Genomic DNA, 14,561 nt, shown 5'->3' on the forward strand with positions numbered 1-14,561 from the left:
CAGCGCCCGGATGGTGTCCCGGATGCCCGTAAGTGCCCGCAGCGCCTCCGCATCCCCCACCAGCCGCATATGCAGCCCGAAGGACATGAGCTCATAAAACCGCCCGGCCAGCTCCTCAAGCGGCTTGTTCGCCGCGAGGAGGTCCGGGGTTTCGCGTACGGCGGAGAAGTCGGTGTCGAGGGTGGAGAGCCAGCCGGTGTCCGGCGTTTCCAGCCATTTTTTATTACTCAAGAAACTGGCGATACCACACATGGCGGTCGTGTACTCCTGATGGATGGTTTTGATGAAGGGCGGCAGGGCGGCGCGGGAAGCCCGTTGCGCCGGCGTCCTGCACGCATGCTTTGAGTTACTGTACCTGCCGTGCCTTGGCAAGGGCGCGGCCGACCCGGAAGGGGGGACTTGAAGATTTCGATGGGTCGGGCCCATTTTCATAGGGAAAGTGATTAGAACAATCTTTTCAACATGTAATGGATATGCTATAGTCGTCTCAAAATATAGGCGAAAAGTGGGGGAACATGGCGAAACGGTGGGGCGCGGCATGATATCCGGCGGGGCGCATCGGCGGTCCATCCTGCTCGCCCTGTGTTTGGCGTGCCTCGCCTGGCCGGGGTCACGGGTCCTGGCCCGGGAGCCGGCCGGTTACGCGCTCGGCATGTCCGCCGCCTTCACCGGCTCCAGCGACGGCCTGGGGGTGGAGCTCTATCGCGGGTCCATGGCCTACTTCGCTTTTCTCAACGCGCACGGCGGCATCCACGGCAAGCCGGTCGCCATCCGCATCCTGGACGACGGCTACCAGCCCGGACCGGCCATCGACAACACCATACAATTCCTGCAGGGCGACGAGCCCCTGTGCCTGTTCAACTACGTGGGCACGCCCACGGTGACCCGCATCCTGCCCCTGCTCAAGGGGTACGGGGGGCGGCGTAAGCTCCTCTTCTTCCCCTTTTCCGGGGCCGAACCCCAACGCGAGCCGCCCTATGCCGACTACGTGTTCAACCTGCGCGCCTCCTACCGCCGGGAGCTGGCCGGGCTGGTGGACCGCTTCCTGGCCCTGAACCGCAATCGGCTGGCGGTCTTCTACCAGGCCGACGCCTTCGGGCGCAGCGGCTGGGACGGGGCGCAACGGGCGCTCAGGTCGCACGGGTACGTGCCGGTGGGCGAGGCCACCTACCGGCGAGGGGCGCGCTTCGAGGAGTCCATGAAGCGGCAGGTGGACATTCTCATGCGCGCCAATCCGGACGCGGTCCTGTCCATCGGCTCGTACGCGGCCTGCGCGGCCCTGATCCGAGACGCCCGGGACATGGGGCTGACCGTGCCCATCGCCAACGTCTCCTTCGTGGGCAGCGAGAAGATGCTCTCCCTGTTGCAGGAGGCCGGACGCGAACGGGGGCGCGACTACACCTCGAACCTGGTCAACTCCCAGGTGGTCCCGAGCTACGAGGACCTGAGCCTGCCCGCGGTGCGGGAGTATCGCGAGCTCATGGACCGCTACGCGCCGGACGCTCCGGCCCTGTCCTCCCGGGGCTACGTGCCCCTGCGCTACAGCTTCACCAGTTTCGAGGGGTTCCTCAACGCCAAGGCCATGGCCCGCATCCTGGAGACCTATGACGCCCATCCCGCGCAAGGGTTGCGGGCGGCGGCCGAATCCCTGGCCGATGTCGACATCGGCATCGACGCGCCCCTGCGCTTCGGCCCGGACCGGCACCAGGGGCTGGAGCGCGTCTATTTCACCGTTGTCCGGGACGGCAAGTTCGTGCCCATGGACGAAAGGCGGTGGCGGGCATGGCAACGATAAGGGGCATGTCCCTGTTCAAGAAGACCGGCCTGATCGCTTTTTGTCTGTTCGGGGTCATCGCGAGCCTGACCTCGGCCATGACCGCCTGGACCCTGTACGGGATGATGACACGCGAATACGTCAGCAAGGGCACGGCCATCGCCCAGTCCATCGCCGGGGCCAGCCAGGATATCCTGCTCAACCGCGACGCGGCCACGGTTCAGTCCATGATCGACCAGTACCTGGAGATCGAGGGCGTGGCCTACGTCTTCGTGGTCGACGCCGACGGGCTGGTTGTCTCGCACACCTTCGTGCCCGAGTTCCCGCCCATGCTGCGCGAGGTCCGGGGCCTGAAGCACGAGACGACCCTCGCCTACCTGGTGCTCCCTCCCTTCGGGCGGGTTATCGACATCTGCGCCCCGATCCTGGCCGGGCTGGCCGGGCACGTGCACGTGGGCATGGGCAAGGAGTTGATCCTGTCCTACTTCTGGGACGTGGTCCTCAAGATGCAGATTCTGCTCTTCCTCGTCTTCTGGGGATGCGTGGGCATTCTCTACCTGATGATGCGGCGCGTCTCTCGGCCCCTGGGGCAACTGACCGACTACGCCCGCAAGCTGGCGGCCCACGACTTTTCGGCCAGCATCGACATCCGCACCCACGACGAACTGGAGGTGCTCGGGCGGGCCATGATGTCCATGGGCCAGGAGCTGGCTCTGCTCTTCTCCGAGATGGAGAGCGAAGTGGACAAGGCCACCGCCGACCTGCGCGACCACATGGCCTACCTGTCGGCGATCATCGACAACCTGGCCGACGGCCTGCTGGTGGTGGACGTGACCGGGGCCGTCTCGGTCATCAACCCGGCCATGCGCGAATACTTCGACCTGGACGACGCCCCGTGCAAGGGGCGGTCCCCGTCCCGGTTCTTCCCCGAAGAGGTCACGGCCATGGCCGACCGGATCCGGCGGTGCACCACCGAGGTGCTGTCCGCCGAGATTCCCCTGGCGCGCGGCCGGACCGGCAAGGCCGTGGGCTCGTCCATCTTCGCGGAGGGGCCGGACCGCCCGTGCCTGGGCGGGGTGCTGCTCATCCGCGACATCACCCGCGAGAAGGAGCTCGACCAGCTCAAGACGGATTTCATCGCCACGGTCTCCCACGAACTGCGCACGCCCATGACCTCGGTCCTCGGATTCTCCAAGATCATCCGCAAGAAGCTGGACCGGGCCGTGTTCCCCCTGCTCGCCGGGGAGAAGAGCGTGGAGAAGCCCATCAGCCAGGTGCGCGGCAACATGGACATCATCGTGGCCGAGGCCGAGCGGCTGACCGAGCTGATCAACGACGTCCTGGACATCGCCCGCATGGAGGCCGGGGAGATCCAGTGGCGGGACGAGAACGTGTCCGTGGCCGGAGTCCTGCACCAGTCGGTGGAGGCCACGCGCGGCCTGTGGGAGGCCAAGGGGCTCAAGGTCGAGGTCGACGCCGGGGAGGACCTGCCCCTGGTGCGCGGCGACCGCGACCGGCTGGTCCAGGTGGTGGTCAACCTGCTGTCCAACGCCATCAAGTTCACCGAAAAGGGGCCCATCCGCTGCACGGCCATGCGCGAGGGGGAATACGTGCGGGTCTCGGTGGAGGACAACGGCGCGGGCATCGACATGGCCGATATGCGCATGGTCTTCGACAAGTTCAAGCAGGTGGGCGACACCCTGACCGGCAAGCCCGAGGGGTCCGGCCTGGGGCTGCCCATCTGCCGCCAGATCGTGGAGCGCCACGGCGGGTCCATCTGGGTCGAAAGCGAGCCCGGCAAGGGCAGCGTCTTTTCCTTCACCATCCCCCTGGCCGGGGTGGAGCCCCTGGCCGCCCTCGAGGGTGCGCCCGGGCCCTGCCGCGAGGCGGACGCGGCCCAGCCGTCCGGCGTGCCGGGCCTGCGGGTGCGGACCTCGCCCCTGGTCCTGGTGGTGGACGACGACCCCTCGCTCATCAAATATCTCAGCCAGGTCTTCGAGGAGCGGGGGTTCACCGTGCGCGAGGCGGTCAACGGCCCGGACGCCGTGGCCACGGCCAGGTCCGTGCTGCCCGACCTGATCACCATGGACATCATGATGCCGGGCATGGACGGCCACGAGGTCATCGCCCGGCTGCGGGCCATGTCCGAGACCCGGGACATCCCCATCCTGGTCATCACCGCCCTGAGCGGAGCCGAGGGAGCGGCCGGAGACATGGCCCTGGTCAAGCCCGTGGACGACGCCACCGTGATCGAGGCCGCCGAGGCGCTGCTTCGCGGCAAGGCCTACGGCGACGCCTGCATCGTGCTCGGCGGGCGGGAGTGCAACCTGAACGGGCTGCGGGTCCTGTGCTCGGGCGAGGTGACCTTCGCCACGGCCGAGGAGTTCTGGCCCCTGGTGGAGCACGGATTCCGGGGCACGGTGTTCATCTCCTCGGAGGTGGTGGGCGACCTGGAATTGGCCCGGCTGACGAGGCTCGACGGGGTGTCGGTCATCATCCTGCCGCCCTTCGCCTGCGGGGGATGAGGACCGTCGGCGTTATTCCAATTGCGATACCCCGCACTCTTGTGGCATGGTCGTGCCATTGGGGGCAGAGATTGAATTTCATTTCAACCGGTTTGTTTCAAGGAGATGAGTGATGGCCAAGAAGATCCTCATAGTTGATGACGAGGTCCACATCAAAATGCTGCTCGAGCAGACGCTCGAGGAGCTCGAGGACGAGTTTGAGGTGGACCTGTACACGGCCTCGGACGGCGAGGAGGGGCTGGAGTTCATCCGGAGCAAGCGCCCGGACCTGGTCTTCCTCGACATCATGATGCCCAAGATGAACGGCTACGAGGTCTGTCGGATCATCAAGGACGACCCGTCCCTCAAGGACGTGAAGATCATCCTGCTCACCGCCAAGGGACAGGAAGTGGACCGCAAGCAGGGGCTGGAACTGGGAGCCATGATGTACATGACCAAGCCCTTCGACCCGGACGAGATCCTGCGCGTCTCCAAGGAGCTGCTCGAGTTGTAATCGGGGCTGCCCCCGGACCGATCCCTTCGGCATGACACCTTTGAAAAAATACATACGTCCCGGGGTATTGCGCAACCTTCTTCGCAAGGCTGCCGAGTTGGCGGGCGGCCGGTGCTCACTGGCCATAAGCTTCGAGGGCGAGATCGCCATCGTGGAGGGCCCGGCCCCGGCGGCCGCCTTCGGCGAGGGCGAGCCCGGGGTGCTCGGCGCCCCCATCCGGTTCGACGAGGTCCACTCCGGGCGGCTGTTCATGCTCGTGGACGGGTCCGGCGACCTGGAGAAGTGTGCCAATCTCCTGAATTTCATCGCTTACTCCATACAGGAACTCGTGGACATGGAGTGCGCCCGGCGGTCCATTGCCGAGGAGGCCCTGGCCAAGTATCGCGAGCTGGCCCTGTTCCACCGTTCGGTGCCGAACATCAACACCTCCCTGCGCATGCGCGACGTGGTCAACGCGCTCATCGACGAGTGCCGGCTGGAGAATTATCCCGGCGAACTGGGCATGATCTTCCTGCTGGAGCCCGCCCGCAAGATATTCCGCCTGGCCGTGCAGTTCGGCTTTCCCTTCGGCACCTACCTGCAGCCCATGGTGGACAGCGCCCTGTTCCAGGAGGTGGCCGGTTCGGGCCGGGGCGAGATCGTCAACGACCTGGAGAAGGAGGCCCGCTGGGACAACGAGCTGCCCGGCATCGGGTCCATGATCCTCATCCCCATCAACTCGCCCAACCGGTGCGAGGGCGTACTCATCCTGGCCTCCAGGAATACCGGGGTGTTCGAGGCCGCCCACCGGCGCAGCCTGTCCACCCTGGCCTCGGTGGCGGGCATCTCGGTCTCCAACGCCTTCAACTTCGAGGGCATCCAGAAGCTGATGAACGCCATCATGCAGGCCCTGGCCGAGGCCATCGACTCGCGGGACCCTTACACGGCGGGCCACTCCGAGCGAGTGGCCCATCTGGCCGTGGCCTTCGGGCACGCCCTGAACGAGTCCGGGGGCTACCAGGGGCGGGTCTTCAGCGACGACGAGCTACGCGAGATCTACTACGCGGGCATCCTGCACGACGTGGGCAAGATCGGCATCAAGGAGGACGTCCTGACCAAGCGCACTCGGTTGCCCGAGCGGCGCATGGACGTAGTCCGGGCGCGGTTCCAGCTGCTGGGCCAGTTCGACGATTTCGACTGGGGCCGGGCGTTTGAGCGGCTGTGCGACGTGAACAAGGCCATGGTCCCGGACGCCAACGCCCTGGAGTTCGTCCGCGAGCTGGGCGCCAAGGTCATGCGCCGCAACGGTACCAGCCTGCGCTACCTCTACGACGACGAGTTGGAAAACCTGCTGCTGTCCTACGGCAACCTGACCCGCGACGAGCGCCGCGAGATCCAGCGCCATCCGGCCGAGAGCGAGCGCATCCTCCAGCATATCCCCATGCAGGACGGCTACGGCAACCTGCTGGCCATCATCCGACAGCACCATGAGCGCATGGACGGCTCGGGCTATCCCGACGGGCTCAAGGGCGAGGAAATCTTGACCCAGAGCCGGTTGATGGCCATCGTGGACATCTACGACGCCGTCACCCAGGAGCGCCATTACAAACCCGCCTACACCCGCAGCGAAGCCATGAAGATTCTCCGCCAGGAGGTGGAGGAGGGCAAGCTGGACGGTGAGCTGACGGACTTCTTCCTGAACAATATCGAGAACATCGAAATGCTCTCCGAGCAGGTCAAGGTGACCAAGGCCACGCACCTGTCGGCCCTGGGCAACCTGTCCAGCCTCTGATTCCCGCTTTTTCTTCGGATACTCAGCGCACCGGGCGCTGGGCGATGGTGGACAGGGGCAACTGTCCCTCGGCGAACAGGGCCCTGCAGAAGAGCGGCAGGTCCAGCCGCCACTGGCGGCGCAGTTCGGTCAGTTCGTGCAGGCCAAGCACGGGCATGGTCCGGTGGCCGGGGGCCGTGCGGATCTGCCGCACCTCGGCCAGTCCCTCCTCGCGGGTGAACCCGGCGCGGTCCAGGATGTCCAGGCAGTGGTCCTGGTCCAGGCCGCCCACGGCCAGCTCGGTGTCGATGCGCGCCAGGGCCGCCCGCCGGAGGCCGCGCGCGTGGTAAACCAGCCGGTCCAGGTCGGTCTCCAGGTAGCCCAACTCGTCCAGCAGGTGCTCGGAAAAGGCCAGCCAGCCCGCCATGAACACGGGGTTGGTCACCTGGCACAGGCACGGGTCGGCCAGGGCGCGGCGCTGGGAGTCGAGCAGGTGGCGGCCCGGGTAGGTCTGGGCTGCGGCCAGGAAAGGAAATTCGCGGCGCATGCGGGCCAGGTGGGCCGGGGTGTCGCGGAACCGGTTGCCGGAAAATATCTGCGGGTTGACGTAGCAGCGGGACGGCTCGTTCTCCCAGGCCCCGAGCACGGGGTCGTGGTGGATGGGGCGCAGGGAGGAGGCCATGTGCCGGGGCTGGGGGTCGATGCGCAGGCCGGAGTCGGCGAACACGCCCGCCAGCGGCCCCTCCTGCACGAAGGCGCGCAGCCGGTGTATCTCGCGGATGATCAGGTCCAGGGGGGCCAGGCCATCGGTGGGCGGTCCCTCGTATCCCTCGTACAGCTCGCGCCAGGAGCCGCCGCCGATCTCGGTCTCAAGCCGGTGCAGCGAGGTCAGCCGGGCCTCGAACTCGGCCTCGGCCAGGTCGCGCAGCTCGGCGATGGAGCGGTCCGTGCCCAGCACGTGCTCGGCGGTGTAGCGGAAGGAGGGCCCGTCCGGGTCGGGAATCTCCGGCCGGGAGGTGACGAAGCGGTCGTACTCGCGCAGGGCCGCCAGGGCGTCCGCCAGGAAGCGGGGAGCCTTGCCTGTCCGGCCCAGCTCCTGGCCGCCCAGTTCGGTCAGGTAGCGGGCGCAGTCCCGGATCATGGTCTGGGAAGTGGCCCGGCTGGTCGTGCTGGCGGCCTCGATGTTCTCGGTGGCGTGTGTCAGCAGGGCGGGGATGGCCTTGAGGCGGCTGATGAACCGCTTCTGCCGCGCCCGGTCGTTCTTGGCGGGCAGGTCGGCGGCCTGCTCCAGGCCGGTGAAGGCCACCTGCAGGTAGAGCTCCGGGGCGTGCTCCCAGGCGCGGATGCCGTCCAGTTCGGCGATGGCCCCGCCCGCGTTCATGGCCAGGGCGAGGGCGCGGGCCCTCTCCGCCGGGTCCGAGGCCTTTTCCGCCTCGGCCAGGAACGTATTCCGGAAGGTCTGCAGGGCGTCCACGTGCCGGGCGATGCCCCGGCCGGACAGGTCGTCCAGCCGGTCCAGCCATTTGGAGGCGTCGGTCACGGGGGGCATGAGCGGGAAGGCGCCGGAGGCGCACATCACCGGATAGTGCTTGGCCAGATAGGCGAAGAACTTCTTGGCAACTGCTGGTTTCATGGTGTTCTTTGCCTTTGGCGTTTCGTGCTTAGCCGGCCTGTTCTTCGAGCAGTTTGAGCGCCTTGGGTGCGAGCTCGCCCAGTTCGGCCTTGGAGATCTGGTCGTCGGCACCCACGGCGATGCCTTTGTGGTGCAGGGTTTCGGTGATGATGGAGGAGCACAGGATGACCGGCAGATGGCGCAGGTCGTTGTCGTCCTTGATGCGCCGGGTCAGGGTGTGGCCGTCCATGGAGGGCATCTCGATGTCCGTGACCACCAGGTTGACGTATTTTTCCAGGGGATGGCCCTCGGACTCGGCCAGGGCCTTGACCTTGAGCAGGTATTGCAGGGCCAGCTCGCCGTTTTCCTCGGTGTGGACCTTGAACCCGGCCGTGGTCAGGATGTTGGCGATCATCTTGCGCGCCATGGTGGAATCGTCGGCCAGGAGCACCCGGTAGGTCTTGTGGGCGATGGCCTCGCGGACCGTGTCCGTGGCCTCCATGTCCGGTCCGCTGCCGGGGTTCAGGTCCATGCAGATCTTCTCCATGTCCAGGATGAAGGTGATCCTGCCGGCGATCTTGACCACGCCGGTGATGGAGTTGACCGTCAGGGAGGAGACGTAGTTGGTCGGGGCCTCGACCTCCTGCCAGCCGATGCGGTGGATGCGAGTCACGCCCGAGACCAGGAAGGCGCTCTTGGTCCGGTTGAATTCGGTGACGATGACCTTGGGCGGCTCCTTTTCGGAGCGCTGCTTGTGCAGCCACCCGGCCAGGTCGATGAGCGGGATGATCTCGTTGCGCAGGTTGAACGCGCCGAGCACGGACGGGTGGGCCGCTTCGGGCATCTCGGTCAGCTCGGGCATCTGGATGATCTCCAGCACCTTGGCCACATTGATGCCGTAATAGCCCCGGTAGTCCCCCTTCGCGCGCGATTCGTCGAGATAGAATTCGACGATCTCGAGCTCGTTGGTGCCCGACTCCAGCAGGATCTTGGTTTCACTCATGAACTGGTCTCTCCAGGGCCCTCTACAGGTCCGACGGTAACGTGACCTTGAACATATACAAGCGGTTTGCCGTGCGCAACCCCGGACATGCGGCAAATCTCGGCAGAATACTCGCTATTCCTCGCCGATGCCGTACTTCTTGATCTTGTAGTGGATGGCCCTGCGGCTGATGCCCAGGCGGTCCGCCGCGTCCTTCTTGACACCGCCCGCCGCCTCCAGGGCACGGATGATGGTCTCCCGCTCGTTGTCCTCCAGGGACAGGCTGGTCCCGGACGCGGCCGGGGCGCCCGCCGGGGGGGCCTCCAGTTGCAGGTCGCCCGGTTCGATGACGTCCCCGTGGCAGAAGACCAGGGCCGCTTCGAGCGTGTTCTCCAGCTCCCGGACGTTGCCCGGCCAGGGATGGGCTTCGAGCAGGCGCATGGCCTCGGCCGAGACCTCGGCGCGGGGCCGCTGTTGGCGGGAGCAGAGCCGGGCCAGGAGCCCGTCCACCAGGGCCGGGATGTCCTCGCGCCGCTCCCTCAGCGGCGGGATGGTCAGGGTAACCACCTTGAGGCGGTAGTAGAGGTCCTCGCGGAACGCGCCGTCTGCGACCATGCGGGGCAGGTCCGCGTTGGTGGCGGCGATGACCCGGCAGGCCACGGCCCGCTCGTGGTTGTCGCCCACCCGCCGGATGGTCCCCTCCTGCAGGAAGCGCAGCAGCCGGGTCTGCATGTCCGGGGAGATGTTGCCGATTTCGTCCAGGAACAGGGTGCCGTTGTCCGCCTCCTCGATGAGGCCCTTCTTGTCCTTGACCGCGTGGGTGAACGACCCCTTGACGTGGCCGAAGAGTTCGCTTTCGAGCAGGGTGGGCTGAGTGGAGCCGCAGTCCACGACCACGAACGGCCCGCCCGAGCGGGGGCTGCCCTCGTGCAGGATGCGCGCGGCCATCTCCTTGCCCGTGCCCGACTCGCCGAAGAGCAGGACCGTGGCCGTGGATCGGGCTACCCGGTCCAACCGCTCCAGGAAGCGGGCCATGGCCGGGGCCAGGCCGCCGAGCAGGCCGTGCGCCGAGGGGGCGGTCCGGGGCGTCGGTTTTGCGGCGGACTTCGGGGCAGGGGCCATGGGCGCACCCGTGGAGGCGGGCGTTTCCGCCCGGGCTTCGAGCCGGGCGCGGACCCGGCGGACCAGCTCCTTGCCGTCGAACGGCTTGGTCAGGTAGTCGGCGGCCCCGTCCTGGATGGAGCCCACGGCGTCCGGGATGGTCCCGTGGGCCGTGAGCATGATGATCGGGATGTGCGGCCAGTGCTCCATGACTTCCCTGAGCAGTCCCCGTCCGCCCATGCCGGGCATCTTCACGTCGGAGATGATCAGGTCCACGGGCTCGTCGGCCAGCATCTCCAGGGCGGTCTCGGCCCGGTCGGCCAGAAGCGGGCTCAGGCCTGCGGAAAGCAGGCGCGCCTCGAGCACCTCCAGGATGCTCTCGTCGTCGTCCACCACCAGGATGGTCGGAATGTCCGGTTTGCTCATGATCGTCCTCGTCAGGCGGTTGCGGGCAGGGTGAAACAGAAGGTGGAGCCGTGGCCCGGTTCGCTCTCGACCCAGATGCGCCCGCCGTGGGCCAGGACGATGCGCCGGGAGATGGCCAGGCCCAGCCCGGCCCCGTCGATGGAGTCCCGCACGCCGGGCTCCCGGTAATACTTGAGAAAGATGCGCTCCCGCTCGTCCTCCGGGATGCCCGGCCCGTTGTCGCTGACGCGGAAGAGCGCCTCCTTGCCGCTGCGCGCGGCGCTCACCCGGACCCTGCCGTTCCGGCCGGAAAACTTGATGGCGTTGCCCAGCAGGTTGGTCAGCACCTGGCTGATGTGCGCGGGGTCGGCGGTTACGGCCAGACCGGGCTCGACCTCGGCCTCGAGGGTCGCGTCGGCGCCCCGGGCCGTGGGAGCCAGACGCTCCAGGGCGGCGTCCACCAACCCGGCGGCCTCCACCCGTTCCGGGGCCAGGACCAGCTCCCGGGTCTCCATGCGCGATACGGACAGCAGCCGCGCGAGTAGGTCGGACAACCGCTCGGACTCCTTTTCCGCGATGTCCAGGAACCGCTTCTGCTTCTCGTTGACCTCGCCGAAGGTCCCGGACCCGATGAGGTCCACGGCCTCGCGCACCGAGGTCAGCGGGGTGCGGATCTCGTGGGAGAGCATGGCGATGAAGTCGGCGCGCATGCGCTCCTCGCGCCGCAGCCGCGCGGCCATGGCGTTGAAGGCCAGGGCCAGTTCGCCCAGCTCGTCGTGCGACAGGATGCGCACGTCGCGGGGCGTGGCCCCGGTGCCCAGGTCGCGGATGCCCCGGCGGACCTCGCTCAGCGAGCGGTTCAGGGTCCAGGCCAGGAGCAGGCTGCCGCCCACGCCGACGACCAGGCAGAAGGCCAGACCGTACATGCCCACGTTCGCCGCGTGGCGGCCCGCGTCGCGGAGCCGGGTCAGCCGCGCCTCGGTGTCGGCCTGGTTGTCCAGCAGGGACTGCTCCAGGATGTCGGTCCAGTTGCTGACCGTGTTGTCCGGGGTCAGGTTGTCGCCGGGGGCGGCGGACGGGTCCAGGGTGATCTCGTACTCCGAGGTCAGCTCCTTCCACTCGCCGGCGTAGCGGGGGTGCTTCCGGATGGTCTCGTTGAGGATTTCGCCGAACCGGGTCAGGTCCTCGACGATGAAGCCCACGGCGGCCTGGTCGCCGCCCAGGATGCGGTAGCGCCTGATGTTGTTCTGCACGTTGTACAGCCGCTCGAGCATGCGCTGGATGGCCGAGTCCAGGTCGTGGTTCTCGGTGACCATGCGCCCGGCGATGTCCGCGTCCGCGCGGACCTGATGGAAGAGGTAGGCCGAGGTGGCGAAGAACACCGCGATCAGGGCGCAGGCCCAAATGGTCAGCTTGGTGGCGATGTTCAGATGGCGGGCCTCGGGCATGGCGCGAATCCTACTGTATTCTCAGGGGCAGGGCAAACCGGGGCGGGGGCGAAAAAAATCCCGCCCGTCACGCCGGAGGGCGCGGCGGGCAGGCCGAGGAGTCCGGGCTTGACGGGATCAGCCCCGGATCTCAAAGACGTCGAAGACCTTGTCGTATTCGATGGAATTGCAGGTTATCTCACCCCGGTCCACGATGGGGGCCTCCGCCAGGAGATGTTCGCGGAAGGCGTTGAACTTGTCCGCATCTCCCTGGAGCAGGATCTCGGCCTTGCGGTCGGCGATGTTGCGCACCCAGCCGGTCAGCCCGAGCTGCCGGGCCATGTCCTGGACCCAGGATTGGAAATTGCCGCCTGTGACCTTTCCTTCGACAACGCATGTGTAGCTCAGCATGGTGATCCTCCGATTTCGTGTTTCCTCTATACTGTAATATAGTGCAAAATCGGCGAAGTGAAAAGAGCGCGGGAAAAGAAAATGGACCTCTTTGCGGTTGCCTGGCCCGGCCGTCTATTGTATGGTGCCATTCTGCTCTGAGCGCTTCGCAGTCGTGAAGCGGAGGAATCCCCAATGCGTTCGTTGTTTTTTCTCGTCGCCTTCCTGGCGATGATCGTTTTCTCGGCCCCGGCCTGGGCGTCGCTGCCCTATTACAATGCGGACATGGGCTATACCATCTGGCTCCCCAAGGGCTGGAGCGAGGCCCCCCCGGACTCGCTGGTCGCCTTCGGGCGGACCTGCGGGGCGTGGCCCGCGCAGAATGTGACCTCGGAGCGCCGGGCGGGCTACATGGACCCGGGCCGCGGGCGGACGTGCAGCCTCCTGGTTGAGGTCAAGCCCGGCCGGACCATGCGGGCCGCCGACATCTCCAACTTCAACCGCTTCCTGGTCCTCTCCCTGGCCCGGTCCATCCGCGAAGGCGTCCGGCTGCCCGGCGATCCGGTGACGGTTCTCAAGGACGCCACCTACTTCCAGGACAAGCGGACCCTGCGCATCGAGACCGAAGTGGCCCAGAACGGCGTGACCGTGCTCAGCCTGGCCTACATCGTCTACACCCGGAAGGGCATGCTGACCTTCACGGCCTTCGTGGACCCCGCCGACCGCGAGGCGCGGCGGGCCGTGGACGAGGCCGTGCTCTCGGTCTACCTGGACGAAAGGCTGCGTCCGGCCTCCGACCGTTGACGCACCGCGGCGGGCCAGCTACCATCGGGCCGAGCGGGAACGGATGGTTCCCGGTGCGCACTTTTGGGTGCGCGCGTCCCGCGCGGTCCGGGGCAGCCTGTCGGAATCACAGTGGTTTCACGGCGGCACGCCCCTTGCTCAAGCGCGGTAGGAGGCCCGAGTGAAGAAGATTATCGTTGCGACAGTCATCACTCTCTTGATGCTCTCACCGGCCTGGGCCGCGGATGTCCGCTTCCCGGCGGGTTCTTTGCTCGTGGCCTCCCAACAGGATGACCGGAACCAGGGCGGCCGCGAGGACCAGGGCGGGAAGAAGCCGTCCACGGTCATCATCAAGGGCAAGGGCGGCAAGGTCACCGGCGTGGAGCGCGAGCCGAGGAAGCCGCCGCAAAAGAAGCGGTAGCGCCCCGCGCAACCACGCAAAAAGCCCCCGGAACCGATCGGTTCCGGGGGCTTTTTGCGCGTCTAGGGACGGGCTACTGGGCGGTGTCGCAGGTCGGGACCTGGGGGTCCGCGCCGCTTTCGAGCAGCTTGGTGCGGTACTCCTTGACCTCGTCCAGGGCGTTCCAGCCCTCGTACATCTCCAGCCATTCGCCGAACTCCATGAACTCCTCGTCCAGGTGGGGTTCGTGCATCTTCAGCCAGACGTTGAACAGATACATCTCGACCTTGAACTTGGCGTCGTCGAAGACCTGGGGCAGGACCGTGACCTCGTATTTCTGGCCGTCCAGGCGGGCGGCCACGAAGGTGCAGACGTTGTCCTGGGAACGCTGGTAGTCGAGCTCGGCGTCGTTGACCATGTCGGCGTAGCGGAACAGGTCGGGATGGTTCTCCTCGATCTTTTTCAGCTTGTCGTCCGGAATCTCGATCCACAGCTTGCCGGCCTTGTCGACCACGAAATAGAAACGGAGCCACTGGTCGAACTGGAAGATTTCGACGGCATCCTTGATCGCATTCTTCACGCTGACGCTTCTGAGCATGGCACTGATCCTTTGGAATATGAACTTGGAGACGGGAATATGGACATCATACCGTTTGGAGTCAAGGGGAAATCGGGCGCGCCGGGGGTAGACAAAGGGGATGCAGTTGTTATATGAAGTGCGGCTCGCAAGACAGAAATGCCCTCACCGGGCCGTAATATCCAAGGAGACAATCATGGCACGCCACAAGAAGCACGAACGCAAGAAAGAACTGGACCGCAAGCGTCAGCGCCGTCAGAAGGCCATCAAGGCCCGCATCAAGGAAGCCAAGGCCGCCAAGGCCTAGCCGAGTCGTTCGCGTGCGCCGCGTTTGCGGCGGCG

Annotated in this window: 13 protein-coding genes; 6 read left to right on the forward strand and 7 right to left on the reverse strand. The window is 66.5% G+C overall.

From position 1 onward, the window contains the following. On the reverse strand, positions 1-252 hold a 252-nt coding region (locus AB6M95_RS12855; protein ID WP_371387160.1), incomplete at its 3' end, for a hypothetical protein. Positions 253-538: 286 nt separating this feature from the next. Between AB6M95_RS12855 and AB6M95_RS12860 the strand changes: the two genes are divergently transcribed. The 4 genes from AB6M95_RS12860 to AB6M95_RS12875 all read left to right on the forward strand — a co-directional run bounded on the left by AB6M95_RS12860 (position 539) and on the right by AB6M95_RS12875 (position 6,563). Beyond that, positions 539-1,795: an ABC transporter substrate-binding protein gene (locus AB6M95_RS12860; protein WP_371387161.1), complete on the forward strand. Its 1,257-nt coding sequence runs from the start codon at positions 539-541 to the stop codon at positions 1,793-1,795. Further along, positions 1,783-4,299: an ATP-binding protein gene (locus AB6M95_RS12865; RefSeq protein ID WP_371387162.1), complete on the forward strand. Its 2,517-nt coding sequence runs from the start codon at positions 1,783-1,785 to the stop codon at positions 4,297-4,299. Before AB6M95_RS12860 ends, AB6M95_RS12865 begins: the two co-directional genes overlap by 13 nt. A gap of 112 nt (positions 4,300-4,411) precedes the next feature. Continuing rightward, positions 4,412-4,792 carry a response regulator transcription factor gene (locus tag AB6M95_RS12870; RefSeq protein WP_371387163.1) on the forward strand — a complete coding sequence of 127 codons (381 nt, stop codon included), beginning with the start codon at positions 4,412-4,414 and terminating at the stop codon, positions 4,790-4,792. A gap of 67 nt (positions 4,793-4,859) precedes the next feature. Then, positions 4,860-6,563, forward strand: coding sequence for an HD-GYP domain-containing protein (locus AB6M95_RS12875; RefSeq protein WP_371387164.1), 1,704 nt, complete (start codon positions 4,860-4,862; stop codon positions 6,561-6,563). Positions 6,564-6,585: 22 nt separating this feature from the next. Here AB6M95_RS12875 and AB6M95_RS12880 read toward each other — a convergent pair whose 3' ends face one another. The 5 genes from AB6M95_RS12880 to AB6M95_RS12900 all read right to left on the reverse strand — a co-directional run bounded on the left by AB6M95_RS12880 (position 6,586) and on the right by AB6M95_RS12900 (position 12,480). Beyond that, positions 6,586-8,175 (reverse strand): DUF885 family protein, encoded by a 1,590-nt coding sequence (locus AB6M95_RS12880; protein ID WP_371387165.1) that lies wholly within the window; start codon positions 8,173-8,175, stop codon positions 6,586-6,588. 28 nt (positions 8,176-8,203) lie between these two features. Further along, positions 8,204-9,157, reverse strand: a complete 954-nt coding sequence (locus AB6M95_RS12885) for a chemotaxis protein (protein ID WP_371387166.1) — start codon at positions 9,155-9,157, stop codon at positions 8,204-8,206. Positions 9,158-9,271: 114 nt separating this feature from the next. Next, the gene (locus tag AB6M95_RS12890; protein ID WP_371387167.1) at positions 9,272-10,663 is read right to left on the reverse strand and encodes a sigma-54-dependent transcriptional regulator; all 1,392 of its coding nucleotides are present in this window, start codon (positions 10,661-10,663) and stop codon (positions 9,272-9,274) included. A gap of 11 nt (positions 10,664-10,674) precedes the next feature. Then, complete coding sequence (locus AB6M95_RS12895; protein ID WP_371387168.1) at positions 10,675-12,090, reverse strand: HAMP domain-containing sensor histidine kinase; 1,416 nt, start codon at positions 12,088-12,090, stop codon at positions 10,675-10,677. Positions 12,091-12,207: 117 nt separating this feature from the next. Beyond that, positions 12,208-12,480 (reverse strand): acylphosphatase, encoded by a 273-nt coding sequence (locus tag AB6M95_RS12900; RefSeq protein ID WP_371387169.1) that lies wholly within the window; start codon positions 12,478-12,480, stop codon positions 12,208-12,210. Between the two features lie 174 nt (positions 12,481-12,654). Between AB6M95_RS12900 and AB6M95_RS12905 the strand changes: the two genes are divergently transcribed. Then, positions 12,655-13,263, forward strand: a complete 609-nt coding sequence (locus AB6M95_RS12905; protein WP_371387170.1) for a hypothetical protein — start codon at positions 12,655-12,657, stop codon at positions 13,261-13,263. Between the two features lie 160 nt (positions 13,264-13,423). Then, complete coding sequence (locus tag AB6M95_RS12910) at positions 13,424-13,663, forward strand: hypothetical protein (RefSeq protein ID WP_371387171.1); 240 nt, start codon at positions 13,424-13,426, stop codon at positions 13,661-13,663. A gap of 73 nt (positions 13,664-13,736) precedes the next feature. On the opposite strand, the gene AB6M95_RS12915 is transcribed toward AB6M95_RS12910, so the two are convergent. Further along, positions 13,737-14,240: a hypothetical protein gene (locus AB6M95_RS12915; protein WP_371387172.1), complete on the reverse strand. Its 504-nt coding sequence runs from the start codon at positions 14,238-14,240 to the stop codon at positions 13,737-13,739. Positions 14,241-14,561: the final 321 nt, after the last annotated feature.

The organism is Pseudodesulfovibrio karagichevae (assembly GCF_041414475.1).
Taxonomy (GTDB): domain Bacteria; phylum Desulfobacterota; class Desulfovibrionia; order Desulfovibrionales; family Desulfovibrionaceae; genus Pseudodesulfovibrio; species Pseudodesulfovibrio karagichevae.

Coding starts and splice junctions, on each gene's coding strand:
- AB6M95_RS12880 (WP_371387165.1), bottom strand. CDS start 8,175: ATGAAACCAGCAGTTGCCAAGAAGTTCTTCGCCTATCTGGCCAAGCAC.
- AB6M95_RS12870 (WP_371387163.1), top strand. CDS start 4,412: ATGGCCAAGAAGATCCTCATAGTTGATGACGAGGTCCACATCAAAATG.
- AB6M95_RS12905 (WP_371387170.1), top strand. CDS start 12,655: ATGCGTTCGTTGTTTTTTCTCGTCGCCTTCCTGGCGATGATCGTTTTC.
- AB6M95_RS12890 (WP_371387167.1), bottom strand. CDS start 10,663: ATGAGCAAACCGGACATTCCGACCATCCTGGTGGTGGACGACGACGAG.
- AB6M95_RS12885 (WP_371387166.1), bottom strand. CDS start 9,157: ATGAGTGAAACCAAGATCCTGCTGGAGTCGGGCACCAACGAGCTCGAG.
- AB6M95_RS12915 (WP_371387172.1), bottom strand. CDS start 14,240: ATGCTCAGAAGCGTCAGCGTGAAGAATGCGATCAAGGATGCCGTCGAA.
- AB6M95_RS12900 (WP_371387169.1), bottom strand. CDS start 12,480: ATGCTGAGCTACACATGCGTTGTCGAAGGAAAGGTCACAGGCGGCAAT.
- AB6M95_RS12865 (WP_371387162.1), top strand. CDS start 1,783: ATGGCAACGATAAGGGGCATGTCCCTGTTCAAGAAGACCGGCCTGATC.
- AB6M95_RS12895 (WP_371387168.1), bottom strand. CDS start 12,090: ATGCCCGAGGCCCGCCATCTGAACATCGCCACCAAGCTGACCATTTGG.
- AB6M95_RS12860 (WP_371387161.1), top strand. CDS start 539: ATGATATCCGGCGGGGCGCATCGGCGGTCCATCCTGCTCGCCCTGTGT.